This window comes from Sphingobium anseongense (assembly GCF_037725245.1).
Classification (GTDB): domain Bacteria; phylum Pseudomonadota; class Alphaproteobacteria; order Sphingomonadales; family Sphingomonadaceae; genus Sphingobium.
Genome location: NZ_JBBJUL010000002.1, coordinates 267,377 through 292,350, shown reverse-complemented (window position 1 = coordinate 292,350; position 24,974 = coordinate 267,377). Strand labels below are relative to the sequence as shown.

The 24,974-nt window shown below is 66.1% G+C and carries 28 protein-coding genes; 24 read left to right on the top strand and 4 right to left on the bottom strand.

The window, feature by feature from the left end; genetic code table 11:
- Positions 1 to 4 precede the first annotated feature (4 nt).
- The 3 genes from WG908_RS03680 (at position 5) to WG908_RS03670 (ending at position 1,358) form a co-directional block, all read left to right on the top strand.
- Entirely contained in the window at positions 5 to 253 is a 249-nt protein-coding gene (locus tag WG908_RS03680) for a hypothetical protein (RefSeq protein ID WP_340185217.1), read from the top strand.
- A gap of 144 nt (positions 254 to 397) precedes the next feature.
- A complete protein-coding gene (locus tag WG908_RS03675) occupies positions 398 to 814 on the top strand; it encodes a SufE family protein (protein WP_340185216.1) in 417 nt (138 codons plus the stop codon).
- A 52-nt stretch (positions 815 to 866) separates the two neighbouring features.
- Positions 867 to 1,358: a DUF5110 domain-containing protein gene (locus WG908_RS03670; RefSeq protein ID WP_340185215.1), complete on the top strand. Its 492-nt coding sequence runs from the start codon at positions 867 to 869 to the stop codon at positions 1,356 to 1,358.
- Here the strand turns inward: WG908_RS03670 and ggt are convergent, their stop codons facing one another.
- Positions 1,359 to 3,056, bottom strand: coding sequence for a gamma-glutamyltransferase (gene ggt / locus WG908_RS03665; RefSeq protein WP_340185214.1), 1,698 nt, complete (start codon positions 3,054 to 3,056; stop codon positions 1,359 to 1,361).
- Positions 3,057 to 3,138: 82 nt separating this feature from the next.
- Complete coding sequence (locus WG908_RS03660; protein ID WP_340185213.1) at positions 3,139 to 4,197, bottom strand: quinone-dependent dihydroorotate dehydrogenase; 1,059 nt, start codon at positions 4,195 to 4,197, stop codon at positions 3,139 to 3,141.
- A gap of 395 nt (positions 4,198 to 4,592) precedes the next feature.
- On the opposite strand from WG908_RS03660, the gene WG908_RS03655 reads away from it, so the two are divergent.
- The 10 genes from WG908_RS03655 to WG908_RS03610 all read left to right on the top strand — a co-directional run bounded on the left by WG908_RS03655 (position 4,593) and on the right by WG908_RS03610 (position 12,542).
- On the top strand, positions 4,593 to 5,510 hold the full coding sequence (locus WG908_RS03655; protein WP_340185212.1) for a helix-turn-helix transcriptional regulator: 918 nt from the start codon (positions 4,593 to 4,595) through the stop codon (positions 5,508 to 5,510).
- Positions 5,511 to 5,604: 94 nt separating this feature from the next.
- Positions 5,605 to 6,135: an RrF2 family transcriptional regulator gene (locus WG908_RS03650; RefSeq protein ID WP_340185383.1), complete on the top strand. Its 531-nt coding sequence runs from the start codon at positions 5,605 to 5,607 to the stop codon at positions 6,133 to 6,135.
- Positions 6,132 to 7,619: a Fe-S cluster assembly protein SufB gene (gene sufB, locus WG908_RS03645; RefSeq protein WP_340185211.1), complete on the top strand. Its 1,488-nt coding sequence runs from the start codon at positions 6,132 to 6,134 to the stop codon at positions 7,617 to 7,619. The genes WG908_RS03650 and sufB overlap by 4 nt, the downstream gene beginning before the upstream one ends.
- 91 nt (positions 7,620 to 7,710) lie before the next feature.
- The gene (locus WG908_RS03640) at positions 7,711 to 8,166 is read left to right on the top strand and encodes a hypothetical protein (RefSeq protein WP_340185210.1); all 456 of its coding nucleotides are present in this window, start codon (positions 7,711 to 7,713) and stop codon (positions 8,164 to 8,166) included.
- 3 nt (positions 8,167 to 8,169) lie between these two features.
- Complete coding sequence (gene sufC / locus WG908_RS03635; protein WP_340185209.1) at positions 8,170 to 8,916, top strand: Fe-S cluster assembly ATPase SufC; 747 nt, start codon at positions 8,170 to 8,172, stop codon at positions 8,914 to 8,916.
- Positions 8,913 to 9,665, top strand: a complete 753-nt coding sequence (locus WG908_RS03630; RefSeq protein ID WP_340185208.1) for a SufD family Fe-S cluster assembly protein — start codon at positions 8,913 to 8,915, stop codon at positions 9,663 to 9,665. Before sufC ends, WG908_RS03630 begins: the two co-directional genes overlap by 4 nt.
- Complete coding sequence (locus WG908_RS03625; RefSeq protein ID WP_340185207.1) at positions 9,662 to 10,870, top strand: cysteine desulfurase; 1,209 nt, start codon at positions 9,662 to 9,664, stop codon at positions 10,868 to 10,870. Before WG908_RS03630 ends, WG908_RS03625 begins: the two co-directional genes overlap by 4 nt.
- A complete protein-coding gene (locus tag WG908_RS03620; protein ID WP_340185206.1) occupies positions 10,867 to 11,328 on the top strand; it encodes an SUF system Fe-S cluster assembly protein in 462 nt (153 codons plus the stop codon). Before WG908_RS03625 ends, WG908_RS03620 begins: the two co-directional genes overlap by 4 nt.
- A complete protein-coding gene (locus WG908_RS03615; RefSeq protein ID WP_340185205.1) occupies positions 11,328 to 11,687 on the top strand; it encodes a HesB/IscA family protein in 360 nt (119 codons plus the stop codon). The genes WG908_RS03620 and WG908_RS03615 overlap by 1 nt, the downstream gene beginning before the upstream one ends.
- A 15-nt stretch (positions 11,688 to 11,702) precedes the next feature.
- On the top strand, positions 11,703 to 12,542 hold the full coding sequence (locus WG908_RS03610; RefSeq protein ID WP_340185204.1) for an SDR family oxidoreductase: 840 nt from the start codon (positions 11,703 to 11,705) through the stop codon (positions 12,540 to 12,542).
- Here WG908_RS03610 and WG908_RS03605 read toward each other — a convergent pair.
- Positions 12,499 to 13,032, bottom strand: a complete 534-nt coding sequence (locus WG908_RS03605; protein ID WP_340185203.1) for a peroxiredoxin — start codon at positions 13,030 to 13,032, stop codon at positions 12,499 to 12,501. The genes WG908_RS03610 and WG908_RS03605 overlap by 44 nt on opposite strands.
- 104 nt (positions 13,033 to 13,136) lie before the next feature.
- On the opposite strand from WG908_RS03605, the gene WG908_RS03600 reads away from it, so the two are divergent.
- From WG908_RS03600 to WG908_RS03560, 9 genes are all read left to right on the top strand, one after another.
- A complete protein-coding gene (locus tag WG908_RS03600) occupies positions 13,137 to 13,616 on the top strand; it encodes a hypothetical protein (RefSeq protein WP_340185202.1) in 480 nt (159 codons plus the stop codon).
- Positions 13,617 to 13,701: 85 nt separating this feature from the next.
- Positions 13,702 to 14,772: a DNA replication/repair protein RecF gene (gene recF / locus WG908_RS03595; RefSeq protein WP_340185201.1), complete on the top strand. Its 1,071-nt coding sequence runs from the start codon at positions 13,702 to 13,704 to the stop codon at positions 14,770 to 14,772.
- A gap of 94 nt (positions 14,773 to 14,866) precedes the next feature.
- Positions 14,867 to 15,403 carry a CHAP domain-containing protein gene (locus tag WG908_RS03590; RefSeq protein WP_340185200.1) on the top strand — a complete coding sequence of 179 codons (537 nt, stop codon included), beginning with the start codon at positions 14,867 to 14,869 and terminating at the stop codon, positions 15,401 to 15,403.
- Between the two features lie 60 nt (positions 15,404 to 15,463).
- Positions 15,464 to 16,162 carry a CHAP domain-containing protein gene (locus WG908_RS03585; protein WP_445326655.1) on the top strand — a complete coding sequence of 233 codons (699 nt, stop codon included), beginning with the start codon at positions 15,464 to 15,466 and terminating at the stop codon, positions 16,160 to 16,162.
- Positions 16,163 to 16,310: 148 nt separating this feature from the next.
- Entirely contained in the window at positions 16,311 to 16,856 is a 546-nt protein-coding gene (locus WG908_RS03580; protein WP_340185199.1) for a hypothetical protein, read from the top strand.
- A gap of 194 nt (positions 16,857 to 17,050) precedes the next feature.
- Positions 17,051 to 17,770 (top strand): winged helix-turn-helix domain-containing protein, encoded by a 720-nt coding sequence (locus WG908_RS03575; RefSeq protein ID WP_340185198.1) that lies wholly within the window; start codon positions 17,051 to 17,053, stop codon positions 17,768 to 17,770.
- A 126-nt stretch (positions 17,771 to 17,896) separates the two neighbouring features.
- Positions 17,897 to 18,595: a carbonic anhydrase gene (locus WG908_RS03570; protein ID WP_340185197.1), complete on the top strand. Its 699-nt coding sequence runs from the start codon at positions 17,897 to 17,899 to the stop codon at positions 18,593 to 18,595.
- A gap of 5 nt (positions 18,596 to 18,600) precedes the next feature.
- A complete protein-coding gene (locus WG908_RS03565; protein WP_340185196.1) occupies positions 18,601 to 20,094 on the top strand; it encodes a SulP family inorganic anion transporter in 1,494 nt (497 codons plus the stop codon).
- 271 nt (positions 20,095 to 20,365) lie between these two features.
- The gene (locus WG908_RS03560; protein WP_340185195.1) at positions 20,366 to 21,208 is read left to right on the top strand and encodes a TorF family putative porin; all 843 of its coding nucleotides are present in this window, start codon (positions 20,366 to 20,368) and stop codon (positions 21,206 to 21,208) included.
- An 80-nt stretch (positions 21,209 to 21,288) separates the two neighbouring features.
- Here the strand turns inward: WG908_RS03560 and WG908_RS03555 are convergent, their stop codons facing one another.
- On the bottom strand, positions 21,289 to 22,692 hold the full coding sequence (locus tag WG908_RS03555) for a porin (RefSeq protein ID WP_340185194.1): 1,404 nt from the start codon (positions 22,690 to 22,692) through the stop codon (positions 21,289 to 21,291).
- Between the two features lie 214 nt (positions 22,693 to 22,906).
- Here WG908_RS03555 and WG908_RS03550 point away from each other — a divergent pair, with 214 nt between their 5' ends.
- Positions 22,907 to 23,617, top strand: a complete 711-nt coding sequence (locus WG908_RS03550; protein ID WP_340185193.1) for a response regulator transcription factor — start codon at positions 22,907 to 22,909, stop codon at positions 23,615 to 23,617.
- Positions 23,618 to 23,697: 80 nt separating this feature from the next.
- Positions 23,698 to 24,969 (top strand): ATP-binding protein, encoded by a 1,272-nt coding sequence (locus tag WG908_RS03545; protein WP_340185381.1) that lies wholly within the window; start codon positions 23,698 to 23,700, stop codon positions 24,967 to 24,969.
- Positions 24,970 to 24,974 lie beyond the last annotated feature (5 nt).

The following is a 24,974-nucleotide window of genomic DNA, read 5'->3' as shown; positions in this document are numbered from 1 at the left end:
CCCCATGCAGGATCCCATTCTCTATCAACCCATTCTCTATCTGATCGTCGCGGCCACGGCGCTCGCCGCCGTCGCCATCCTGGCGCTTGTGGCGCTCAAGGGATGGAGCGGCTGGCTCGATCTCAAGCGCGCCGAACTGATGCGCCGGGGCGAGGACAGCGCGCCGCATTCGACCGCGACCCGGATCGAAGTCGCCGACCTCAAGGAACGCATCCGCAAGCTGGAGGCGATCGCCGCGGGGGTCGATCTGTAGGAGGCTGTCTCGAAATGCGCGAAAATGCGCATTGACGTCGCCGTTGCGGATATGCCGAAAGCCTGTTTCGAAACGGACCTCAAGGCGGCCGGATGCGGGGCTTTGGGGGTTACCCGCGGCATATTTCCCCCTATATGCCCGGCCATGACCAACGCGCAGACCCTGTCCGACCTTCAGGAAGAATATGAATTTCTCGACGCGGACGATCGGTATCGCCTGCTGATCGATCTGGGCCGTGCGCTCGAACCCATGCCCGATCCGCTCAAGACCGACGCGACGCTGGTGCGGGGCTGTTCGGCGGCGGTGTGGGTCTATCCGACCCTGCGCGACGATGGCAGGCTGCATTTCCTGGCCGACAGCAACGCCGCGATCACCAAGGGGATCATCGCGCTGGTGCTGATGACGGTGCAGGATGAGATGCCGTCCGACATCGCGGCGGCCGACATCGAAGGCGCGCTCGCGCCGTTCGACCTCAAGAACCAGCTCAGTTCCAACCGCACCCAGGGCATTCCCAACATGATCGCGCTGATCCGGGCGACCGCCGCGCGCTACGCCGGCTGAGGCAACCGCTGGCGTCCGGGGCGCGTTGATCCTCCGACAAGGAGGTGTTTCGATGCGTGCAATGACGATAGTGGCCCTGTTGGGCCTGCTTTCCGCCTGTTCGGAAGGCGACAAGGCGCCGACCCAGCGCGATCGGATTGGCCAGGTCTGGAAATATGAAGCGGCCGATGGCGGCAAGCCCACAATCGCCTATCTCGGCAGTGCCAACAGCGTCGCCACCCTGACCGCGCCCGACACATTCGCGGTGCTGCTGGTCCAGCCGCTGGCGGAGGGGACGGCCGACGTGACGGTCAAGCTGGTGGGCGCGCCCTTCAGTTGCGACCTGTCCGATTGCCGGATCGCGGCGACCACGGACGATGGCGAGAGTCACGAATGGCAGGGGCGCATGACCCAGGCGAAGGACGGCATCACCATTGCCCCGTCGCAGGGCGCCTATGACGCGATCAGGGACGCGCGGAAGGTGAAGGTGGATCTGGTGGTCGGCCCGAAGGACAAGACCGCGCCGTTCGAATTCAACGTGGCGGGGCTTGCGCTCAAAAGTTGATCATTCCTGCAACGACACGCCGGGGCTGCGCGGGTCGGCGGCGCCGGTCCAGCGGCCGTCGGCGCCACGTTCGGCGGCGTTGGCCTTAAGGCCCATGCGCGACACGGTGACGCCATGGCCGATCTTTTCGAGCGGCGCCTTCATCGGTTCCAGATGTGTGCCCGCTTCCAGCACCAGTCCGTCCTTGTTGAAGAAGATCAGCCCCATCGCGATCGAATCCTGCGCCGACAGGCCCCAGTCGAAATGGGCGATGATCGCCTTGACCACCTGCATGATGATGGTCTTGCCGCCCGCCGCGCCCACGGTGAAGACGGGCGTGCCCTTGTCGTCATAGACGATGGTCGGCGACATGGAGGACAGCGGGCGCTTGCCCGGTTCCACCCGGTTGGCGACCGGCGCGCCGTCCTTTTGCGGGGTGAAGCTGAAATCGGTCAGTTCGTTGTTCAGAATGACGCCATTGGCGATCAGCTGGCTGCCAAAGAAGCTTTCGATGGTCGATGTCCAGGCGGCGATATCGCCGTTACGGTCGATCGCGACGAAGTGGCTGGTGCCCGATTCGGGCCGCGGCGCGGCAGGCGTGCGCGGCTGCGCTCCGGGCGGGGTGCCCGGATCATGGCGCGCCATCGCCTTGTCGAGCGCGATCAGGCGTGACCGTCGCTTGAGATAGGCGGGGTCGATCAGCCCGGCGATGGGGACGGTGACGAAGTCGGGATCGCCGAGCCAGGTTTCGCGGTCGGCATAGGCCAGGCGCATCGCTTCGCCGATCACATGCCAGGACCGGACATCGTCCTTGCCCCACGCGCCCAGCGGAAAGCGTTCGACCATGCCCAGTATCTGGAGCACGGTGATGCCGCCCGACGAGGCCGGCCCCATGCCGCAGACGGTGTGGACGCGATAGGTGCCGCAAACCGGCTTGCGCGGCTTGGCCTGATAGGCGGCAAGGTCCGCCAGTGTCATCGGCACCGGATTTCTGGGCGCGTTGGTCACGGCGTCGGATATCGCCCTGGCATTTTCGCCCAGATAGAAAGCGTCCGGCCCTTGGGCGGCGATGCGCCGGAACAGCGCGGCCAGCGCCGGATTCCTGAGGATGGTGCCGATCGGCGCGGGCGCGCCATCGACCCAGTAATGGCGGCGAATCTCCGGGAAGTCGGCCCAGACCGGCGCCACGGCCTTCAACGCCGCGTCCAGCCGCTGCCGCACTTCGAACCCGTCCTGGGCCAGCGTGATGGCGGGCTGGAACAGCGCGGCCCAGGGCAGCTTGCCCCATTTGCGATGCGCATCCCACGCCAGTCGCACATTGCCCGGAACGCCCGCTGAATAGCCGCCCGGCCAGGCGTCGCGGAAGGACAGGGGCTGGCCGTCCGGGCCGATGAAGCGGTCGGGTCGGGCGGCGGCCGGCGCGGTTTCGCGCCCGTCGATCGATTCGAGCACGCCGGTCTGGCCGTCATGGTGCATCAGGAAGCCGCCGCCGCCGATGCCGCTGTTATGCGGTTCGACGACGTTGAGCGCCAGCATCATCGCGATCGCCGCATCCGTAGCGCTGCCGCCCTGGCGCAGGATCGCCCGCCCCGCCTGCGCGGCGCGGGGATCGGCGGCGGACACGGTGGCGTTGATCGACACCGGATCGCGCGCGAGCGCGGCGGGCGCGAGCCAGAGGGCGGGGATGGCGGCCAGCAGGCCAAGCAGGCGATGGGTCATGCGCGGCACCCTATCGCCTGATCCGGCCAGGGCAACCGGCAGGCGTGGGAGGGCGGGCAAGATCATGTCCCGGTTCAACGGATCAGCCGTCGATCCCCACCACATCGCCGATATTCCGCACGCCGTCGCGATCCATCAGCATTTTCAGCCCGGCGTTGATCCGGCGCGCGAGATAGGGACCTTCATAGACCATCGCGCTGTAGAGCTGGATCAGGCTCGCCCCGGCGCGGATGCGGGCATAGGCCTGGGCGGCGGTGGCGATCCCGCCCACGCCGATCAGCGGCAGCGCGCCGCCCGTCGCCCCGCGAAAGTCGCGCAGCCGTTGCAGCGCCATGTCGTGCAGCGGCGCGCCCGACAGGCCGCCGGTTTCCCGCGCATGGGCCGACCGCAGCGCCGGCCGGGCGATGGTGGTGTTGGAAACGATCAGCGCGTCGATGCGATGATCGATGCAGGCGGCGCTGATATCGGCGACATCGGCCGGCAGCAGGTCGGGCGCGACCTTGAGGAAGACGGGAGGCAAGGCGCGCCCGTCCCGCGCCCCGCCGGCCGCGCGCGCGGCCATCACCGCGCCGAGCAGCGCGTCGAGCGCGCCGCGATCCTGCAACGCCCGCAGCCCCGGCGTGTTGGGGGACGATATGTTGATCGTCAGATAATCGGCGAGCGGCGCCATGCAGACGACGCCGGTGACATAATCGGCGATGCGGTCCGCCGCGTCCTTGTTCGCGCCGATATTGACGCCGACGACCGGTCCGCCCGGTCGCCGCCGCACCGCGATCCGCTCGGCCGCCGCCGCCTGGCCGCCATTGTTGAAGCCCATCCGGTTGATCACGGCGCGATCCTCGACGAGGCGGAAGAGGCGCGGCCGGGGATTGCCGGCCTGTGGCAGCGGAGTGAGTGTCCCCAGTTCGGCGAAACCGAAGCCCAGGCCATGCATCTTGTGCGCGACCAGCCCGTCCTTGTCATAGCCCGCCGCTAGGCCGACGGGATTGGGGAACGTCAGCCCCGCGACCGTTTGCGCCAGGGCGGGGTCGGATTCGGCCGGTCGCGGCGTCGGCATCAGCCGCAACAGGCCGAGCGAGACATGGTGCGCCTTTTCGGCGTCGAGGGCGAACAGCAGCGGGCGGAGAAGGCGATATGACATCGGCGCGCTATGCCAGCGCGACGCGGCAGCGTCGAGTCGCTGTCGCTTAAACGTCACACTGTGCCGCGAACGCCATTTGATAACAGAAATCGTCCCGAATCCGATGTTTTTGAATAGTCGGATGGCGATTCTGTCCAATAAACTTATCCCGATTCGGGGGTAAAGCGATTTCGCGACCCGAAGGCTCTTGGCCAATTGGCTTAAGAGACCTTTTCCTGACCCGGCAGCTTTCTGGCTGCCGGGTCATTTTTTGCTTCCTTCGCGCGGTTGAGCGACTGTAAAAATAGCGGGGGCAGCGAGGTTGCGCTTGCGTCAACTTGAGCGCGGCCGCACAATCGAAGTTCTCCGGGGGCGGAACAGGACCGATGGCGTCGAAACACTCTAGCAGTCACAATATGCCGGGGGCGGTCATCGTGGCCCATTCGCACGAGCCGCTATCCTATAGTGTGGACGGGGCAAGAGGCCCCATAAGCCTGCGCTATTTCGCTCCGCCATATGCGTTGCGATCCTATTTCGGTTCGCTCTACATCTTTGCCGTGGATATGGCGCGCTATGCCGATGTGACCCGCGCCGATGTTCCCCAGTTGCGCTTCATGCTGACCGGCGGCGGCGATTATCATTTCCACGACGGCAGATCGACGGAAACACCCGAAATCTGCCTTTTGGGGCCGACGATGGGCGCCACCCGCTTCATCCTCGATCGTCCCTCGCATGTGCTGGGCGTTTCGCTGCTGCCAGCCGGCTGGCTCGCGCTGCAGGGCGAGGACGCCAGCCTGTGGACCGACCGCGCGCGCGACATGGCTGCGTGCCCGACCGGCGATTTGCATGTCGGGCTGCTGGAACGGTTGCGGACGATGGATGATCCGGCGTCGATGGCGGACGAGGTCTGGAAGATGCTGTCCGGCCTGCTGCGTCCGTTGCCGTCCGCGACATGGGGGTTCCTGCACACGGTGGATGCCTGGCTGACGGGCGAAGCGTCGCCGCGCGTCGAGGAACTGGTGCGCGAAAGCGGCCTGTCCGCGCGCCAGGTCGCGCGCCTGACCCGCAAGCTGTACGGCGCGCCGCCCAAGCTGTTGGCGCGCAAATATCGTGCGCTTCGGTGCAGCGCCCGGATCGCGATCGACCGGGAAAACTGGCAGACGCTGTGCGAGGACGGGACCTTCTACGACCAGTCGCATTTCATCCGCGAGATCCGGCATTTCATCGGCCTGACCCCGCACCAGTTGCTGACCGAGCCGAGCGCGGTCGCGCAGCTGACCATGTTGCGCCGTTCGCTGGGCGGCGATGTCGCGGCGCTCAACCGGATGAGCTGAAGCCGGGCACAAAGCCCTTGATTTACGCCGCCTGGGGAGCCACATGCCAATCGGATTGATTCGATCCGATTTGAGAATGGTTCGCAAATTCCGCATGAGACTGTCGAGCTTTGCTGATTATGCCGTCGTGCTGATGTCGGCCGCCGCGCGTCATTGCGGCGCGGGCGCGGCGCGTGGCTCCGCATCCAGCAGGCATGTGCGGATGAACGCAACGACGCTGAGCGCCGAAACCGGCATCCCCTTGCCCACCGCGCAGAAGCTGGTCAGCCGGCTGTCGGCCGCGGGCCTGCTCGAATCGAGCCGGGGCACCGGCGGCGGCGTGCGCCTGTCGCGCCCGCCCGCGACGATCACGCTGGCGGATGTCATAGAGGCGGTCGAAGGGCCGATCGCGATGACCGCCTGCGCCGAAAAGGGCGCGCATGATTGCGTGCTGGAGCCAGATTGCCGGGTGCGCGGGCATATGAACGTGGCGAACGACGCGATCCGTTCGGCGCTCGCCGGCGTCACCATCGCCAGCCTGACGAGAGAATTTTCCCCGCAGCCGTGCGTGCCGACCCCGGTCGAAACGCATCGGCGGCCAGCCCTGTCCGGCGATCATGCCCGGGACGAACGGATCGAGATATGACCGAAGCGACCACGCGAGAAGCCCGTAATGTCGAGGCGCAGGAGGCGGCAGACCGCGCGTCCACCTACGAACATGGCTGGTCGTCGGCGATCGAGCAGGATTTCGCGCCCAAGGGGCTGAACGAGGATACGGTCCGCTTCATTTCCGCCAAGAAGAAGGAGCCGCAATGGCTGCTCGACTGGCGGTTGAAGGCGTTCGCGATGTGGAAGACGATGACGCCGCCCGACTGGGCGAAGCTCAATGTGCCGCCGATCGACTATCAGGACGCCTATTATTACGCCGAGCCCAAGAAGAAGGTAGAGCTGGACAGCCTGGACGAGGTCGACCCGGAAATCCTCGCCACCTACAAGAAGCTGGGCATCCCCATCGCCGAGCAGGAGATGCTGGCAGGCGTCAAGGGATCGCGCCGGGTAGCGGTGGACGCGGTGTTCGACAGCGTCTCGGTCGCCACCACCTTCCGCAAGGAGCTGGAGGAGGCGGGCGTCATCTTCCGCTCGATCAGCGAGGCGGTGCGCGAATATCCCGATCTGGTGAAAAAGTGGATGGGCAAGATCGTGCCGATGCACGACAATTATTTCGCGACATTGAACTGCGCGGTCTTTTCCGACGGGACGTTCGTCTACATCCCCAAGGGCGTGCGTTGCCCGATGGAGCTATCCACCTATTTCCGCATCAATGCCGAGAATACCGGGCAGTTCGAGCGCACCCTGATCGTCGCGGACGAGGGCAGCTATGTGAGCTATCTCGAAGGCTGCACCGCGCCGATGCGCGACGAGAACCAGCTGCACGCCGCCGTGGTCGAACTGGTCGCGCTCGACGATGCCGAGATCAAATATTCGACCGTCCAGAACTGGTATCCGGGCGACGCGGACGGCAGGGGCGGCATCTATAATTTCGTGACCAAGCGGGCGCTGTGCCAGGGGAAGAACAGCAAGGTTTCGTGGACGCAGGTGGAGACGGGGTCCGCGATCACCTGGAAATATCCGTCCTGCGTGCTGAACGGCGAGAATAGCGTCGGCGAATTCTATTCGGTCGCGCTGACCAACAACATGCAGCAGGCCGATACCGGCACCAAGATGATCCACAACGGCAAGGGGTCGCGGTCGACCATCGTGTCCAAGGGGATTTCGGCGGGCCGCAGTAACAACACCTATCGCGGGCTGGTGCGCGTGGCGCCGGGGGCGGAAGGGGTGCGCAACTTCACCCAGTGCGACAGCCTGTTGCTGGGCGACCAGTGCGGCGCGCACACCGTGCCCTATATCGAGGTGCGGAACCCGAGCGCGCAGATCGAGCATGAGGCGACCACCAGCAAGATCAGCGACGACCAGCTGTTTTACGCGATGCAGCGCGGGTTGGACCAGGAAAGCGCCGTTGGCCTGATCGTCAACGGCTTTGCGAAGGAAGTGCTGCAACAACTGCCGATGGAATTCGCGGTCGAGGCGCAGAAGCTGCTGGGGATCAGCCTTGAGGGGAGCGTGGGGTGAACTGGACGCTCCGCGATCAGGCGAGGCAAACCAACTCCCCTCCCCTGAAGGGGAGGGGCTTTTTGAGATCAACGAGAAGACGAGCGATTAAATGAGCGACGAAGACGATATCCAGGATGCCCTCGCGGATTTCGCGGAGGATGTCGGCAATGGCCAGTCATGGACCGCCGCGATCCGCATCCTGACCGAGGATTATGAGCTGGAAGAGGGCGAGCTGGAGCCGCGCGCGCGCGCCGAGTTCGGCGATCTCGACGCCTATGAGGCCGAAGCGCGCGCGACGCTGGAAAAGGCGGACGCCGTGATGACCGAGCGTCTGCGCACCGACAAGGCGTTCCACAAGGCGAAGGCGCCCAACCTCGCCCGCATGGGTCCGGTCAGCGAATTCGTCGTCGCGCTGCTCGAAAAAGGGCCGCCCAAGGGCGAGGCCGACTGGTGGCCCTATATGCCGGTCAAGCGCCATATCGACACGCTGTTCCCGGCGCCCGGCGAGGTGCGCGACATGGCGTTCTGGACCGCGCGGACGCTCGAACGGGCGCATAAAGGATAAACCATGCTGACGATCGACAATCTGACCAACCAAATCGACGGCAAGGCGATCCTGAAAGGCCTGTCGCTCGCCATCAATGCGGGCGAAATCCATGCGATCATGGGGCCGAACGGCGCGGGCAAATCGACGCTGGCCTATACGCTGGGCGGGCGGCCCGGCTATGAGGTGACCGGCGGCAGTGCGACCATGGACGGTGTGAACTTGTTCACATTGGACCCGCACGAGCGCGCCGCCGCCGGGCTTTTCCTGGGCTTTCAATATCCGGTCGAAATCCCCGGCGTATCCAACCTGCAATTCCTGCGCGAAAGCCTCAATGCGCAAAAGCGCGCGCGCGGGGAAAAGGAACTGAACGGCGGCGAGTTCATCCGCCTGGCCAAGGACAAGGCGGCGCTGCTCGGCCTCGACATGGACATGCTCAAGCGTCCGGTGAATGTCGGTTTTTCGGGCGGCGAGAAGAAGCGCGCCGAAATGGTGCAGATGGGCATTCTCGACCCGAAACTGGCGATCCTCGACGAAACCGATTCCGGGCTCGACATCGACGCGCTCAAGATCGTCGGCGCGGGCATCAATGCGATCATGCGCAAGCCCGACAAGGCGGTGCTGCTCATCACCCATTATCAGCGGCTGCTCGATTATGTGAAGCCCGATCATGTGCATGTGCTGGCGGGCGGCCGGATCGTGAAGTCGGGCGGACCGGACCTGGCGCTGGAGCTGGAGCGCGAAGGCTATGCGGACGTGGTGGCGGCGTGAACGCTATTGCCCTTCCGACGCGCAAGGACGAAGCGTGGCGCTATAGCGATCTCGATGCGGTCGCGACCGTCTGGCCCGTGCCTGCGCCGACCCGCATCGCCGTGGCCGCCGGCGAAACCGCGCATCATCATCTGTTGCAGGATGCGGCCGATGGCGCGGTGGCGGTGCACGATTATGTCGTCAGCATCGCCGACGGCGCGCGCTGCGATTTCCACCTGCTCAACATCGGCGGCAGGCTCGGCCGCGTGACCTTTGCCGTTACGCTGGGCGAGGGCGCGCATTTCGAGCTGAACGGCGCGATCATCGGCGGCGGCGAACAGGTGCTGGAAATCGTCACGTCGGTCACCCACGCGCTTGCGAACGCGACCAGCGGCCAGACGATCCGCTCGGTGCTCGCCAACCGCGCGACCGGCAGCTATCTGGGATCCATCAACGTCGCGCGCGGCGCGCAGAAAACCGACGCCTTCCAGTCGGTCAAGGCGATGCTGCTCGATCGGACCGCGACGGCCAACGCCAAGCCGGAGCTGGAGATCTACGCCGACGACGTCAAATGCGCCCATGGCGCGACCGTGGGCGAGCTGGACAAGGCGGCGCTGTTCTACATGGCGTCGCGCGGCATGGATCCGGCGACGGCCAAGACGCTGCTGCTCAAGGCGTTTGTTGCCGGCGTGTTCGACGATGTGGCCGACGAGGCGCTGCGCGACCGGTTCGAGGCAGCGGCGATCGCCAAGCTGGAGACGCTGGTATGAGCGTGTTCGCGTCCGAACGCCTGTCGCCGCGCGCCGATTTCCCCGGCGTTCTCGACTGGCATTATCTCGACAGCGCGGCGACCGCGCAGAAGCCCAATGCGGTGATCGATGCGATCGCGCGCGCCTATGGCGCCGACTATGCGACCGTCCATCGCGGCGTTTACGAGCGGTCGGCCAACATGACGCTGGCCTATGAGGCGGCCCGCCGCAAGGTCGCGGGGTTCATCGGCGCGGCGTCGGACGGCGAGATCGTCTATGTTCGCGGCGCGACCGAGGGGATCAACCTGGTCGCGCAATGCTGGGCGGGGGAGCAACTGAAGGCCGGCGACCGCATCCTGCTGTCCATGCTCGAACATCACAGCAATATCGTGCCGTGGCAGATCGCGGCGGAGCGCGTGGGCGCGCATATCGACGTCGTGCCGCTGACCGGGGATGGCCGGATCGATCTCGATGCGATGGCGGCGATGATCACGCCCGCACATAAAATGGTTGCGCTCGCCCATGTGTCGAACGTGCTGGGATCGGTGCTCGATTGCCGCCGCGCCGCCGACATAGCGCATGGCGCGGGCGCGAAGATCCTGATCGACGGCTGCCAGGCGGTGCCGCGCATCGCCGTCGATGTGCAGGCGCTCGATTGCGACTTCTATGTCTTTTCATCGCACAAGCTGTATGGCCCGACCGGCATCGGCGTGCTGTGGGGGCGCAGGGAACTGCTGGACGCCATGCCCCCCTATCAGGGCGGCGGGTCGATGATTGACAAGGTGACGTTCGAAAAGACGACCTATGCCCCGCCGCCGACGCGGTTCGAGGCGGGGACGCCGCATATCACCGGCGTCGTCGGGCTTTCCGCCGCGATCGACTATGTGCAGGCGATCGGGCTGGACCAGATCCACGCGCATGAATGCGCGCTGTTGGCCAAGGCACGGTCGGCGCTGGAAGATATCGACGGTGTCCGCGTCTTTGGGCCGGAGGATTCGGCCGGCATCCTGTCTTTCGAGGTCGGGGGGGTGCATCCCCACGATGTCGGCACCATATTGGACGAAACCGGCGTGGCTATCCGCGCCGGACATCATTGCGCCCAGCCGCTGATGCGGCATCTGGGCGTGGAAGCCACGGCGCGGGCCAGCTTTGGCGTCTATAGCGACGACAGCGATGTGGATGCGCTGGTCCGGGGGATAGGGCGCGTGAGGAAGATTTTCGGATGAGTGAAGAGCGCAAGATCATGGTGCAAGAAGTGGACGCGGTCGCAATGCCGCCCAAGGCCCGCGTCGAAGCCCCCGCGTCGGGCGGCGAGCGCCAGCGCGACTATCTGGAGGGCTTTCTTGCGGAAAAGCCGGCGCAGGTCGAGGCAGGCGAGCCGGGCGGCGATATCTACGACAGCGTCATCGAGGCGCTCAAGGAGATTTTCGATCCCGAAATTCCGGTCAACATCTATGACCTGGGCCTCATCTACGGCGTCGATGTCAATGAAGGCCATGTCACCGTCACCATGACGCTGACGACGCCCCACTGCCCGGTCGCCGAATCTATGCCGGGCGAAGTCGAACTGCGCGTCGGCGCGGTGCCGGGCGTGGGCGATGCCGAGGTCAATCTGGTCTGGGACCCGCCATGGGACCCGGCCAAGATGAGCGACGAAGCGAAGCTGGAACTGGGAATGCTGTGATGACCACCGAGACCAAGACCCGTGCCCGCCCCGCCGCCGTCATCCTGACGGACAGCGCGCAGGCGCGCATCGCCGAGCTGATGGCGAGCGCGCCCGAAGGCGCGATCGGCGTCAAGCTGTCGACGCCCAAGCGGGGCTGTTCGGGCCTGGCCTATTCGGTCGATTATGTGACGGCGGAAGCGAAGTTCGACGAGAAGATCGAAACGCCGGGCGGCATTCTGTATATCGACGGCGCATCGGTGCTGTACCTGATCGGGTCGACGATGGACTGGGTGGAGGATGATTTCACCGCCGGTTTCACCTTTGCCAACCCCAATGCCAAGGGCAGTTGCGGCTGCGGCGAAAGCTTCACGGTCTAGGGCGCGTACGCCCCTATGTCCCTGATGCTGGTCCTGGGGCTGGGATATAGCGCTTCGCGTTTCGCCACGCGCCTGCGGGCCGAAGGCTGGGATGTCATCGCCGTCCGCCGCAGCGCCGAGGCGGGCATCCTGGCCTTTGACGACGAGGGCGCCGTGCGCGCCGCGATCGCGCGGGCGACGCATATATTGTCGTCTGTTCCGCCGGAGGGCGATGGCGATCCCGTCCTGACCCGCTATGGCGATGCGATGGCCGCCGCGCCGGCGCAGTGGGTCGGCTACCTGTCGTCTACAGGCGTCTATGGCGATGCCGCCGGGGCGTGGGTGGATGAAGCCAGCCCGATCGGCACCGGACGCCGTTCGGCCCGTGCGCAGGCCGATGCTGCGTGGCGCGCGCTTCGCTCAGATGTGCGCTGCTTTCGTCTGCCCGGCATCTATGGCCCCGGCCGCTGCGCGCTCGACCGGGTGCGCGAGGGCAAGGCGCACCGCATCGACCTGCCCGATCAGGTTTTCAGCCGTATCCATGTCGACGACATCGTGGCCGGGCTGTGCGCGTCGTTCGGCGGTCCGCCGGGCGTCTATAATCTGGCCGACGACCTGCCCTGCGCCCAGAACCGCGTGGTCGAGGCCGCGTGCGACCTGCTCGGCCAGCCATTCCCGCCGCTGCTGCCGCTGGAACAGGCCGCCCTGTCGCCCATGGCCCGGTCTTTCTATGCCGAGAATCGCCGGGTGGCGAACGGACGCGCGAGGCGCCTGCTGCGCTGGTCGCCGCGCTATCCGACCTATCGCCACGGCCTGCGCGCTTGCCTGGGCGCTAACGGGCCTTCATCGCCTCCACCGCCGCCAGCGTGCTCTTGACATGGCCGGCATAGTTCATTTCCGAATGGACAAAGGCGATGCGGCCCGATGGCGCGACGACATAGGAGGTGCGGTCGGTCATCCCCGGCCTCAGCTTGAGCGCCACGTCATAGCTGGACACGATGGCCGGCCCGGCCGAAGCGACCGCGAACTTGCCCGCGCATTCCTTGGTCGAAAAGGCAACCAGATCGTCGACCGGGTCCGCCGACATGCCGATCACGGTTGCGCCCGCCGCCTTGAACCTGTCGATATTCTCCGCAAATTCGCGCGCTTCGGCCGAACAGCCCGGCGTGAACGCCTTGGGAAAGAAATAGAGCACCACCGGGCCACGCTTGAGCTGGTGCGCGAGCGTCAGGGTGAAGGTCTTGCCCGCGATCGCCCCGCGCGTGGTGAAGTCGGGCGCCATCGCCCCCACCGCGAGCGCGGCCATGGCGGGTGGTGCGGTCATGGCGCTGGCGGCAAGGAGGATGGCGGCGGCGAGGGCTTTCATGAGCGGAGTTCCTTCTGGCGACATGGCGAGGGGGATGCACATTGCTATCATGGCCGCGCCGTCGCGTCAGCCCGGAACTCGGCGATGGGTCCGCTGGTTTGTCCGTGATGCGCTCCACCCTCTTCCTCCCTCTGCTGCTGCTCGGCGCGTGCGGGAAAGCACCCGACTCGCCTCAAGCGACCGGGCAGGCGCCATCGCCCGCGGCTGTGCCCGCGCCGGCGCCGCAACCCGCGCCTTTGGCAAGCCCCGCGCATCTGGACAACAATGCGGCCGCCATGGGCGAGGCAGCGACGCTGCCGGTGGCGTTGCAGGGGCGATGGACGGACCAGAAGGATGATTGCGCCGATCCTCCATCCGACATGGAGCTTACGATCGCGCCCCGCGAACTGCTGTTCCACGAAAGCGCCGGCACGGTGACATCGGTCGAGCCGCTGCCGCACGGCGGCGCACGGGTCGCGGCGCATTTTACCGGGGAAGGTGAAAGCTGGAACCGGACGCTTGCCCTGACCCTTTCAGCCGACGGCCGATTGCTGACGGTCGTGGGAGACGGGATGAGCGTTGCGCGCAAGCGGTGCCCGCGCTGATATCCTGAAGCGCGGGGGGGGGGCGGCCATGGGTACGGGGCCGGTGCCGCTTCCACGCCAGCGGAAAAAACATTAGAGCCGGGCGATGATCGGCCGCCTCACGCTCAGCGACTTTCGCAATCATGGCGACGCGCTGATCGTGCCGCGCGCGCGCGCGCGCGCGATCGTGCTGACCGGCGACAATGGCGCGGGCAAGACCAATATATTGGAAGCGGTTTCGCTGCTCGCGCCGGGGCGGGGGCTGCGTGGCGCGGCGCTTTCGGCGATGCCGCGGCAGGACGGACCGGGGGGCTTTGCCGTCGCTGCGGAAGTGGGCGGCGTCATGCTCGGCACCGGGGTGCTGGCGAGCGCGCCCGACCGGCGGCAGGTGCGGATCGGCGGGGCTGCGAGTTCCGCCAATGCACTGGCGGAGCATCTGTCGATCATCTGGCTGACGCCGGCGATGGACCGGCTGTTCATGGACAGCCCCGGCGGGCGGCGGCGCTTCGTCGACCGGCTGACGCTGGCGCTCCACCCTTCACACGCCATGCACAGCGCTCGGTACGAAGCGGCGATGCGCGGGCGCAACCGGCTGCTGGCCGATCCGCGCCGCGCCGATCCCGCCTGGCTGTCCGCGCTCGAAGCGCAGATGGGCGAACATGGCGCGGCGATTGCCGCCGCGCGGGCGGAGCTTGTCACGGGGCTGAATGCGCAATTGGAACGCCAGCCCGAAAAACCGTTCGCGCGGCCCCGCCTGACCCTGACCGGCTGGACCGGCGACGCGCTGGCGCAGCGGCTGGCGAGCGAGCGCAGGCGCGATTCGGCGGCGGGACGAACATTGCTGGGGCCGCATCGCGACGATCTCGATGTGCTGCACGTGGCCAAGGGCCAGGCGGCGGCGCTGTGTTCGACCGGCGAGCAGAAGGCGTTGCTGCTGTCGATCATCCTTGCCCATGCGGCGCTGATCGCGGGCCACCGGGGCCAGCCGCCGGTCCTGCTGCTTGACGAGATCGCCGCGCATCTCGACGCGATGCGAAGGGCTGCCCTGTTCGAGCGGCTTGCCGGGACCGGCAGCCAGATCTGGATGACCGGCACGGAATTGTCTCTTTTCAGTGGTTTGGCTGACATGAGCCATGTTCATATCACGTCGGGAGCGCCCATCGGTTCCGCGACATGACGTGATGCAGCAACGCTTCGCCGCTCGCTGCTTTTCATTTCGCCCTGGTTCCTTCCTAAGGGCGGCGGGACAAAAGAGCTTTGGGGTCGCATAGATGCTATCGGTTTTTCGCGCGTTTTTCGCGACGCTTCTTCTTGCATCCGCCGCACTTGCCGCCCCCGCCGCCGCCCGCACCCTGCAATGCGTTCCGTTCGCGCGCGAAGCGTCGGGCATCCAGCTGTTCGGCAACGCCCATAGCTGGTGGGACCAGGCCGAGGGCCGGTATGACCGTGGCAATGAACCGCGCGTCGGCGCCGTCCTCGCTTTCGCCGCCAGCCGATCGATGCCGGTCGGGCATGTGGCGATGGTCAGCCAGGTCGTGGGCGCGCGCGAAGTGCTGTTGACCCATGCCAACTGGTCCTATCGCGGCGGCATCGAACGCAATGTCCGCGCCATCGACGTGTCGCCTAACAATGACTGGACCGACGTGCGCGTCTGGTACGGTCCCATCGGCGGGCTTGGCCTGCGCTCCAATCCGGCGCGCGGCTTCATCTATGCGCAGGCCCCTGCGCAAACGACGCCGGTTCAGCCGGTGCGGATCGCCGCTCTGGACGCGCGCGTCACGCCTGTCGCGGCGTTAACGTCTTTCTAAAAGCTGCGGTCCTAGGGTCGATCCCGGTGGGGCGATTCCGACGGGATCAGGATCGCATTAATGGGCTATTTTTGTCGCTGGACGCTGCCGTTGCTGCTGTCTGGTATTGTCATGCTGCCGCTGCGCGCGGGAGCAGCCGATGTCCTGCAATGCGTGCCCTATGCGCGCACCGTGTCCGGGGTGGACCTGCGCGGCGACGCGCTGACCTGGTGGGATCAGGCGGAAAATCGGTTCAAGCGCGGGCATAAGCCCAAAAAGGGCGCGGTGCTCGCCTTTCGTCCCTATGGGCCGATGACGCTGGGGCATGTCGCGGTGGTCAGCAAGGTGCTGGGCGACCGCCAGGTGCTGGTGCGCCACGCCAACTGGTCGGCGCCCGGCGCGATCGAGGAAGATGTGCTGGCGATCGATGTTTCGGAACAGGGCGACTGGAGCGCGGTGCGCGTCTGGCACAGCCCGACCGGCCAGATGGGCGCGCGCACCAATCCGACCTTCGGCTTCATCTACCCGGTCAAGTCGACGCTGCATGCCTTCGTCCCCGACGATTCGCTGGGCGCGAGCGTGCGCCTCGCCAGCAATGGCAGCCCCACCGGGCGCGGCACGATGGGCGCGGTGCGAACGACCGGTCACGCCGAGCCAGGCCGAATGGCCGCGCCGGCAAAGGCGGCACCGGCCGATCCCTTCATCGTCGAATATGAATCGGCGTCGAACCGCTCGCTGGGCGACATCGTGAATGACCTGAAGCGCGAAGCGTCGCTCTGACAGCGGTGGTTCGTGCCGCCCGGACCATCAATTCGTCTCATTTTGGCCGAATAGAATCGCCAATGACGCCGCCATGCAATAATGGAGGACCAAGGGACGCACGATCGAGACCGGCCAACGAGCCGGTAAATGATGCTGGAGCGGACTTTTGTCCATCATTGCTATCGATTTCGAAGCGTCGTGCCTGCCTCGGCATGGCCGGTCGTTCCCGATTGAAGTCGGTGTGTCCTGCTATCTGTGGACCCGAAGCTGGATCATCCGCCCGCATGATGACTGGGCGCAATGGGACTGGACCCAGGAGGCCGAGTCGCTTCACGGCCTGTCCCGTGACCGGATCGAGCGCGAGGGCTGGCCGGTGGCGCATGTGCTGGAAGAGCTGACGATCGCGGTTGGCCGATCGCGCGTCGTTGCCGACAGCCTGATCGACCAATATTGGCTCGACACGCTGGCGCAGGCGGCAGGAATGCCGCGTCCCTTCACCATCGACCATGTCTCGCTGGTCATGGACGAGGCGGGCGCGGGGCAGCAGGCGATCGCCGATGCCGTGGCCAAGGCCGACGGACGCCACCCGACTCGCCACCGCGCTTCGGACGACGCACGGTGGCTTTCGGCCGTGATCGAGCATGTCCTGGCGCCGGTGCCCGTTCCCGCATCGTCGCGCCGGGCGGCGCCGGCGGCCATCCCGGCCCGATGATGCCGGCGCACTTCCCACTCCCAGCAACATTTTGTTGCGATCGGAAAATTTGAGAGACATTCGGTATTCCTAGACCGGGCATCCGGTTCATCAGGAGTTGCCGCCATGATTTCGACCATCGCCGCTGTCGCGCCACCTGTCGGGCGGCATTCGCGCGGGCACGGCGGCCTGGCGATGTCGGGGCGCAAAGGCCGGTGACACCGCCGCTCATCTTGGTGGCCGAAGTGCATCCCGAATTGCGCGCATCGGTTGTCCAGTCGCTGCAAGATAGCGGCTTTCGCGCCCATATCATAGAAGACGTGCCCGCAATGTGGCGGGCGATGGAGACATTGTCGCCCCGCGCGCTGGTTCTGGACACCGCGCTGCGCGGGCCGGGCGGCATGGATTTGTGCCAGGAGGTGCGGCAGCGCAGCAACCTGCCCGTCATCCTGGTCGGCGCGAACAGCAGCGAGGTCGACCGGATCGTCGGGCTGGAACTGGGCGCCGACGACTATCTGTCCAAGCCCTACGCCCCCCGCGAACTTGTGGCCCGGCTGCGCGCGGTCCTGCGGCGCGGCACGCACGGCGGCCCGGACGATGCGGTCGGCGCGCCCCGACGCCAGCAGGCGCGCTTCGATGGCTGGACCGTCGATTTCACCAGGCACGAGGTGCGCGATTCCGCCGGCGCGCCCGTCGAGTTGACCGGCGCGGAATTCGCGCTGCTGACGGCGATGATGGAGCAGGCCCAGCGCGTGATCGCGCGCGAACGGCTGGTCGATGTGTCGAACGGTCGATCCGCCCAGTCGTCGGATCGCAGCATCGACGTGCTGGTCAGCCGCCTGCGCCGCAAGCTGACACAGCCGGGCCGGGTCGCGCCGATCGTGACCGTCCGTGGCGTGGGCTACATGTTCAGCGCCGCGGTCGAATATCGCTGAAGCGGCACCATTCGTCGCCAGACATGATTTTTTACAAAGGCGCTGCACCGCAGCAAAGCCGCATCCCTATTCATGCATCATCCGCCGGTCCTCCCCCGACCGGCCCAACGCAAAGGATCGATGCATATGAACGAACTGATCGGCCGCGTCTTCAGCTTCGAAAAGCATGTTTTTCCGAACCAGAGCGCCCTTTACAACCGGCTGGCCAGCGATGGCCAAAGCCCCAAGGCGCTGATGATATCCTGCGCCGATTCGCGCATCGTGCCCGAACATATCATGCAGGCCGACCCCGGCGACCTGTTCGTATGCCGCAATGCGGGCAACATCGTGCCGCCCTATTCGAACATGAACGGCGGCGTGTCGTCCACGGTCGAATATGCGGTGATGGCGCTTGGGGTGCGCGACATCATCGTGTGCGGTCACAGCGACTGCGGAGCGATGAAGGCGCTGGTGCATGAAGAGGCGCTGGCCCCCATGCCCAATGTCGCGGCCTGGCTGCGCCATGCCCACGCCGCGCAGAAGGTGGCGCGCGAAAGCTATCCGTCGGACCTGCCCGACGCGGAGAAGATCCGTAACGTCAGCCTGGAAAATATCGTTGCCCAGCTCGCGCATCTGCGCACCCATCCTTCGGTTGCGTCGGGCATCGCGCGGGGAGAGATCGCGCTGCACGGCTGGTTCGTGGACATCCATGCCGGCATGGTGCTCGGCCTCGACGGCGACACCGGACGGTTCGTGCCGTTGCGCGCCGACGTGCCCCTGCCGGTCGCCCTGCCGCACGCGCGGCGGCTCGCGGCCGACGTTGCGCATGCGCAGGCGGCGGAGTAATCGCCATGACCAGATTCCTGCCAGCCAGTTTTTCGCGCGATTTCACCGCGTCGATCGTCGTGTTCCTGGTGGCCATGCCGCTATGCATGGGCATCGCGATCGCGTCGGGCGTTCCGCCTGAAAAGGGCCTGATCACCGGCATCATCGGCGGCGTCGTCGTCGGCGCGCTGGCGGGATCGCCGCTTCAGGTCAGCGGTCCGGCCGCGGGCCTTGCCGTCATCGTGTTCGAAATCGTCAGGGACCAGGGGCTTTCGGCGCTGGGTCCCATCCTCATTCTCGCCGGCGCGATCCAGGTCGTGGCCGGGATTTTGCGTGTGGGCGGATGGTTTCGCGCCATTTCGCCCGCCGTGGTCCATGGCATGCTCGCCGGCATCGGCGTGCTGATCGTCGTCGGCCAGTTTCATGTCCTGTTCGATGACCGTCCGCTGCCCAACGGCCTGGCCAATATCCTGGCTATGCCGGGCCAGCTGTTTGGCCTCGACAGCCAACCGGCGGCCATGGCCTTTGCCATCGGCCTGGTGACGATCGGCGGCATGCTGGGCTGGGAGAAGTTCCGGCCGGCGTCGATGCGGCTGGTGCCCGGCGCGCTGGTGGGCGTCGTGCTCGCGACGCTCGTGGCCTTCGTGCTCGGCCTGCCGGTGGCGCGGGTCGTCGTGCCCGAATCGATCGTCGCGGCGGTGGCGCTGCCCGACAGCGGCTTCCTGTCGCAGTTCCTCAATCCCACGGTCGTCACGACCGCCATTGCCATCGCCTTCATCGCCAGCGCCGAAACGCTGCTGTCGGCGGCGGCGGTCGACCGCATGCATGACGGTCCGCGCACCGATTACAACAAGGAGCTTCGCGCGCAGGGCATCGGCAACCTGCTGTGCGGCGCGGCCGGCGCGCTGCCGATGACCGGCGTCATCGTGCGCAGTTCGGCCAACGTGCAGGCGGGCGCGGTAACGCGGCTGTCGACGATCCTGCATGGCGTGTGGATATTGGGCTTCGTCGCGCTGCTGCCCTGGCTGCTGCGCGAAATTCCGATGGCGGCGCTCGCCGGCATCCTGGTGATCACCGGCGTGCGGCTGGTCAGCCTCACGCATGTCAAGCACCTGCTCCATCTCTATGGCCCGCTGCCCGCGATCGTCTGGGCCGCGACGCTTATCATGGTGGTCACGACCGACCTGCTGACCGGCGTGCTGGTGGGCCTGGCGCTGTCTCTGCTGGAACTGATCCCCCATGCCCGCCGCCTGCGGTTGAAGATGGAGGAAGGCCGCACCGACCACGCACATGAAGTCGCGTTCAATGGCGCCGCCACCTTCCTCACCCTGCCCAAATTGTCGGCCAAGCTGGAATCGCTGCCCGCGCGCGGGCTGGTGATTCTCAATGTCGAGCGGCTGAGCCATATCGACCATACATGCGCGGAAATGCTGCGTGAGTGGGTCGATCGCCGCCGCAGCGCGGGCGCGCCGGTCGAACTGTTCGGCGCGACCGGGCGGCTGGAGCGTTTCGCGGCCTGACACGGAAAGACCTGCCCGCCGCGCCTTCCCCCAGGCGTGGCGGGATTTTTTAGCCTATCACTAGAAACAATATAGAAACATTTTGTTTATATTACAGACATGAACAGTGGGCCAAATATCACAGGTGAATGCAATATTTTCGCAGGCGCGGGATTAGATATTGTGCGGCGCGCCATGAGCTTTTAGCAGTCTGACCACACGCCGGCATCGGAAACGCCATGCAGATTTCCGAGCGCGGCGACGCAGGACGGAACATTCTTTCATAAGGGGAATGTTCATGAAATTTCGTATCGCTTGCGCCGCCCTGGCGCTGATGTCCAGCGCTCCCGCGCTCGCCCAGGAAGAACCCGCAGGCCCCGTTACCGTCACCGGCAGCGTAGCCCTCGTGTCCGACTATCGCTTCCGTGGCGTGTCGCAGACCGACCAGGGCATGGCCATTCAGGGCGGTCTCACCGCCACGCATGAAAGCGGCCTCTATGCCGGCACCTGGGCGTCCAACCTCGCCGGTTGGGGTACCTTCGGCGGCGCCAGCATGGAACTCGACCTTTTCGCGGGCTACACCGTTCCCCTGGGCGGCGCGACGCTCGACGTCGGCCTGACCTGGTACATGTATCCGAGCGGCGCGGACAAGACCGACTTCGCCGAGCCCTATATCAAGCTGTCGAGCCAGCTCGGTCCGGTCAAGGGCCTGGTCGGCGTCGCCTACGCGCCCAAGCAGGAAGCACTGGGCAAGTGGTGCAGCGACGCGGCGTGCACCGTGTTCGATCCGGGCGACAAGGAAGACAATCTGTATATCTGGGGCGACATCAGCGGCGGCGTGCCGGGCACGCCCGTCTCGCTCAAGGCGCATCTGGGCTGGTCGAAGGGCAATTCGGGCCTTGGCCCGAACGGCACCAGCGTCGCCCCGACCGGCGAATATCTCGACTGGCTGATCGGCGCCGACGTCGCCATTCCGGGCACGCCGCTGACGGTTGGCATCGCCTATGTCGACACCGACATCTCGCGCGTCGAGGAAAACTACATCCGTCCCAACTTCTCGGTGGTGGACGGCGACAATGCCGGCAAGTCGATCGCGCGCAGCCAGGTCGTCTTCTCGATCTCCGCGGCTTTCTAAACAGCCACGCCTCTTGAAAGAAAAAAGGCCGGGGGCGATCATCGTCCCCGGCCTTTTTCATGCCCGCGCCACTGCCTGCTTCAGAAATCGAGTTCGACGCGAACGCCGCCGGTATGCAGCCCGAAATCGGCGTCCGCGCTGGTCGCCGCCGGCACGTCCGAATAGAGCAGATAGCCGTAATTGAGGTTGAAGCGCAGATACTGGATCGGCGTCCACACCAGCGCGCCGATGAACCCGTTCTGCTTGCCGCCCTGGATCACCCCGTCGTTGAGCGACAGATAATCGTAGCGCAGGTTCATCTGGACCGCGCCGATGCCGCCGCCGCCCATCGGCGCCTTGGGATCGGCGGTGCCGAAAATGCCCTTGGCATAGCTGCGGCTGTCCCCCTTGGTCAGATAATAGCCGACCTCGGCATAGGCGCCGAAGAAGGTCGGATCATGGTCGCCGGGCCGGTAGGCCGTCAGCCAGTGCCCTTCGCCGGCGAAATGCCACGGGCCACGGACGGCGGCCAGTTCGACGCCATAATGCGCTTCCTGCGTCACGCCCAGCGATGGCGTGCCGATGACGCGGCTGTTGCTGCTGTGCAGATAGGGGCGCTGGCGATAGCGGGTGCCTGCCTCGCTCAACCGGCCCAATTGCCGCCAGTGGCCCGACCCGGCGAAATGCAACTGCGTCTTGCCGAACTTGGGCGCGAACACGATCCGGCCGTCCAGGCCATAGCTGTTATTCTCATCTCCGCCATTGGGACCATCTGAACTGTTGGACAATGCGGTGACATCGTCGGTGAAGAGGCCGGCCTGCGCCAGCCAGGGGCCGGTCGCATATTGCACCGACAGGCCCAGTCGCCGTTCGAAGTTGAAGGCATCGGTAAAGGCGGCGCGCTCCATCGTCGATCCGGTGGTATCGCCGATCAGTTCGTCGAGCGACTGGAACTGGTTATGGTTGCCCAGCGTCAGCAGCAGCCCGCCCTTTTCATAGGTGACGAAGGTATCCACCAGGTCGACGCTGTTGTCGGACAGTTCGAGTTCCAGCTTGTAGCCAAAGCCCGCCCCCAGCTTGCCCTCGCCCCCCAGCCGGATGCGACGCGCCTCGTTCGACATGCCAAAGCCGCGATCGTTCGATCCGGGCGGGGAGGACACGAAACCGGCATCCCACTGGATGCGGCCCTTGGGCTTGAACAGCCGCTCTCCCGACTTGAACTGCGGCCCGCCTTTCCAGCCGATCGTGGTGGTGTCGGCCGACGCCTTGGGAGCGGCGCCCTGCGCATTGGCCAGGTGCGGCGCTGCCGGTGGCGTCGATGCGGCGACCGCTGGCGGGCGGGCCGCCAGTTGCGCTTCCAGCGCGTCGAGCCGCGCGGTCAATGCCTTGATCTGGTCGCGCAGCGCCTGCGCCTCTGCCTGCGGCACCTGGGCCGAGGCCGGGACAGCCAGGCTGAAGCAGGTTCCCGCAAGCAGCAGGCCGGCGGCACGGCGCATCGCAATCATCACCATCATCCTCATAATTTCGTCAACCGCCAAAGCGGTCCGTCCACGCGATGGGACCATGGCTGCGGGCAATTATTGCTTTTGTATTTCCTTTTTAAGACATAAATATTCCAATTGCGTGACAGCGCCGGTGCCGGGCGGCCTTTGGTTGACCCTGGGGTGCGCCCGTCCTATCTCCGGCCCGCATACGGCCAAAGGATCGGATCGACCTGCCTTGACTGCCCCGACGATCATATTGGTTGAAGATGATCCGCCGCTGCGCACGCTTACTGCGCGTGCGTTGCAGGAACATGGCTATCAGGTGCGCCCGGCATCTTCGGGTCCCGAAATGTGGGCCGCGTTCGACGCTGGCCCGGCCGACCTGGTGGTGCTCGACGTGATGCTGCCTGGCACCAACGGCATCGATCTGTGCCGCCAGATCCGGCGCACCAACGACGTGCCGATCATCTTCATCAGTGCCAAGGGCAGCGAGACCGACCGCATCGTCGGCCTGGAGCTGGGCGCTGACGACTATCTGGCCAAGCCGTTCGGCACCCGTGAACTGATCGCCCGCATCCGGGCGATCCTGCGACGGGCCGGGCTTGAACGAGGTCCTGACGAAGCGCGCGAGAGCGAAGCCCGGTTCGACGGATGGATCGTGAATTTCCCCCGCCGCGAGCTGCGATCCCCCAGCGGCGCTATCGTCGACCTGACCGGGGCCGAATTCGACCTGCTGGGCAGTTTCATCAGCCATCCCCAGCGGGTGATCGCGCGCGAAAGGCTGATCGAACTGTCGCGCACGCGGATGGGCGATTCGTCCGACCGCAGCATCGACGTGCTGGTCAGCCGCCTGCGCCGCAAGCTGTCGACCGCCGAGGGCGTGGCGCCGATCACCACCGTGCGCGGCATCGGCTATATGTTCAACGCGACCGTAAGCCGCGCTTGAGCGGCGAGGCGGTCGATGGCGGGCGGCCCCCGCCGCGCCGGCGGCGCTTCCACCGGTCGCTGGGACTGGTCGGCCGCATCATGGGCATCCTGTTTCTGACGGTATTGCTGGAATTTGCGGTCGGCACCCTGATCTACGAACGCGCCAGCCATCTGTCGTTGCAGGAGGATGAGGCCCGTCGCCTGGCCGAGCATCTGATCATCGCGCGCAAGCTGGTGAACGAATCGGCGGGCGAGGAGCGGCGCGCTCTGGCCGGCCAGCTGACCACGGATCGCTACGATATTCACTGGACGCCTTCGCTGGCGGCGCCGCGCCTTGCGCCCGAACTCGACAAGATGCGCAGCCAGATCCTGGCGTGGGAGCCGTCATTGGCACAGTCCAATTTGCGGCTACAGCTGGCGTCGCCAGGGCGCGGATCGGAAATCAGCGGCGCGCTGCAACTGCCCGACGGCAGCTGGCTGTATTTCGGCATGCACCATTCGGCGGGCAAGTGGGAATTCACCATCGGCCGCATGGGGCTGGCGCTGATACCGGTCATCGGCCTGTTGCTGGTGGGCGGCCTGCTGATCCGCAAGACGCTGGCCCCGTTGCGCGACCTGGCTCAGGCGACCCAGCGGATCGGCCTGTCCGACTGGGTCGAGGTGCCCGAAGCCGGAACGGCCGATGTCCGCCGACTGATCCATGCCTTCAACATCATGCAGGAACGCATCCACCGCCTGATCGCGGAGCGTACCGAAACGCTGGCGCATGTCGGGCACGACCTGCGCACGCCGCTGTCACGGCTGCGTTTGCGGCTCGACAATCTGGATGCGGAGGATCTGCGCGAAACGATCGAGGCCGACATCGCCGAAATGACCGCGATGATCGATTCGCTGTTGGCGTTCCTGGGCGGTGAAAAGGATCCCGAACCGGTCGTTCAGTTCGACCTGGCCGTGACGCTGGCGACCATTGCCGACGGATTTCAGGATCAGGGGCACGACGTCGACTATGCGGGGCCGGCCCATCTCGACCTGCCGCTGCGCCCGTTCAACATGCGCAGGGCGATCGGCAACCTGGTCGAAAACGCGCTTCATTACGGCGAAAGGGCGCGCATCTCGCTGGCGCGGGAAGGGCATGTGGCGGTGATCCGGGTCGATGACGACGGGCCGGGCATTGCCCAGGAGGCGATGGCCGAGGTCTTGCGACCGTTCGCCCGTCTCGATTTCGCGCGCCAGCGCAACACCCGCGGCCTGGGGCTGGGGCTGGCGATTGTCGGCCAGGCGGTCGAGCGGGAAGGCGGCGTCCTGACCCTGATGAACCGCGAGGACGGCGGATTGCGCGCGGAAATACGTCTGCCGCTGCGCAAGACCTGACCGGA

What these genes read in the sequence shown, in the direction of transcription:
- WG908_RS03680 (WP_340185217.1), top strand. Translation starts at nt 5, where the DNA reads ATGCAGGATCCCATTCTCTATCAACCCATTCTCTATCTGATCGTCGCG.
- WG908_RS03675 (WP_340185216.1), top strand. Translation starts at nt 398, where the DNA reads ATGACCAACGCGCAGACCCTGTCCGACCTTCAGGAAGAATATGAATTT.
- WG908_RS03670 (WP_340185215.1), top strand. Translation starts at nt 867, where the DNA reads ATGCGTGCAATGACGATAGTGGCCCTGTTGGGCCTGCTTTCCGCCTGT.
- ggt (WP_340185214.1), bottom strand. Translation starts at nt 3,056, where the DNA reads ATGACCCATCGCCTGCTTGGCCTGCTGGCCGCCATCCCCGCCCTCTGG.
- WG908_RS03660 (WP_340185213.1), bottom strand. Translation starts at nt 4,197, where the DNA reads ATGTCATATCGCCTTCTCCGCCCGCTGCTGTTCGCCCTCGACGCCGAA.
- WG908_RS03655 (WP_340185212.1), top strand. Translation starts at nt 4,593, where the DNA reads ATGCCGGGGGCGGTCATCGTGGCCCATTCGCACGAGCCGCTATCCTAT.
- WG908_RS03650 (WP_340185383.1), top strand. Translation starts at nt 5,605, where the DNA reads ATGAGACTGTCGAGCTTTGCTGATTATGCCGTCGTGCTGATGTCGGCC.
- sufB (WP_340185211.1), top strand. Translation starts at nt 6,132, where the DNA reads ATGACCGAAGCGACCACGCGAGAAGCCCGTAATGTCGAGGCGCAGGAG.
- WG908_RS03640 (WP_340185210.1), top strand. Translation starts at nt 7,711, where the DNA reads ATGAGCGACGAAGACGATATCCAGGATGCCCTCGCGGATTTCGCGGAG.
- sufC (WP_340185209.1), top strand. Translation starts at nt 8,170, where the DNA reads ATGCTGACGATCGACAATCTGACCAACCAAATCGACGGCAAGGCGATC.
- WG908_RS03625 (WP_340185207.1), top strand. Translation starts at nt 9,662, where the DNA reads ATGAGCGTGTTCGCGTCCGAACGCCTGTCGCCGCGCGCCGATTTCCCC.
- WG908_RS03620 (WP_340185206.1), top strand. Translation starts at nt 10,867, where the DNA reads ATGAGTGAAGAGCGCAAGATCATGGTGCAAGAAGTGGACGCGGTCGCA.
- WG908_RS03615 (WP_340185205.1), top strand. Translation starts at nt 11,328, where the DNA reads ATGACCACCGAGACCAAGACCCGTGCCCGCCCCGCCGCCGTCATCCTG.
- WG908_RS03610 (WP_340185204.1), top strand. Translation starts at nt 11,703, where the DNA reads ATGTCCCTGATGCTGGTCCTGGGGCTGGGATATAGCGCTTCGCGTTTC.
- WG908_RS03605 (WP_340185203.1), bottom strand. Translation starts at nt 13,032, where the DNA reads ATGAAAGCCCTCGCCGCCGCCATCCTCCTTGCCGCCAGCGCCATGACC.
- recF (WP_340185201.1), top strand. Translation starts at nt 13,702, where the DNA reads ATGATCGGCCGCCTCACGCTCAGCGACTTTCGCAATCATGGCGACGCG.
- WG908_RS03590 (WP_340185200.1), top strand. Translation starts at nt 14,867, where the DNA reads ATGCTATCGGTTTTTCGCGCGTTTTTCGCGACGCTTCTTCTTGCATCC.
- WG908_RS03585 (WP_445326655.1), top strand. Translation starts at nt 15,464, where the DNA reads ATGGGCTATTTTTGTCGCTGGACGCTGCCGTTGCTGCTGTCTGGTATT.
- WG908_RS03570 (WP_340185197.1), top strand. Translation starts at nt 17,897, where the DNA reads ATGAACGAACTGATCGGCCGCGTCTTCAGCTTCGAAAAGCATGTTTTT.
- WG908_RS03565 (WP_340185196.1), top strand. Translation starts at nt 18,601, where the DNA reads ATGACCAGATTCCTGCCAGCCAGTTTTTCGCGCGATTTCACCGCGTCG.
- WG908_RS03560 (WP_340185195.1), top strand. Translation starts at nt 20,366, where the DNA reads ATGTTCATGAAATTTCGTATCGCTTGCGCCGCCCTGGCGCTGATGTCC.
- WG908_RS03555 (WP_340185194.1), bottom strand. Translation starts at nt 22,692, where the DNA reads ATGATTGCGATGCGCCGTGCCGCCGGCCTGCTGCTTGCGGGAACCTGC.
- WG908_RS03545 (WP_340185381.1), top strand. Translation starts at nt 23,698, where the DNA reads ATGGGCATCCTGTTTCTGACGGTATTGCTGGAATTTGCGGTCGGCACC.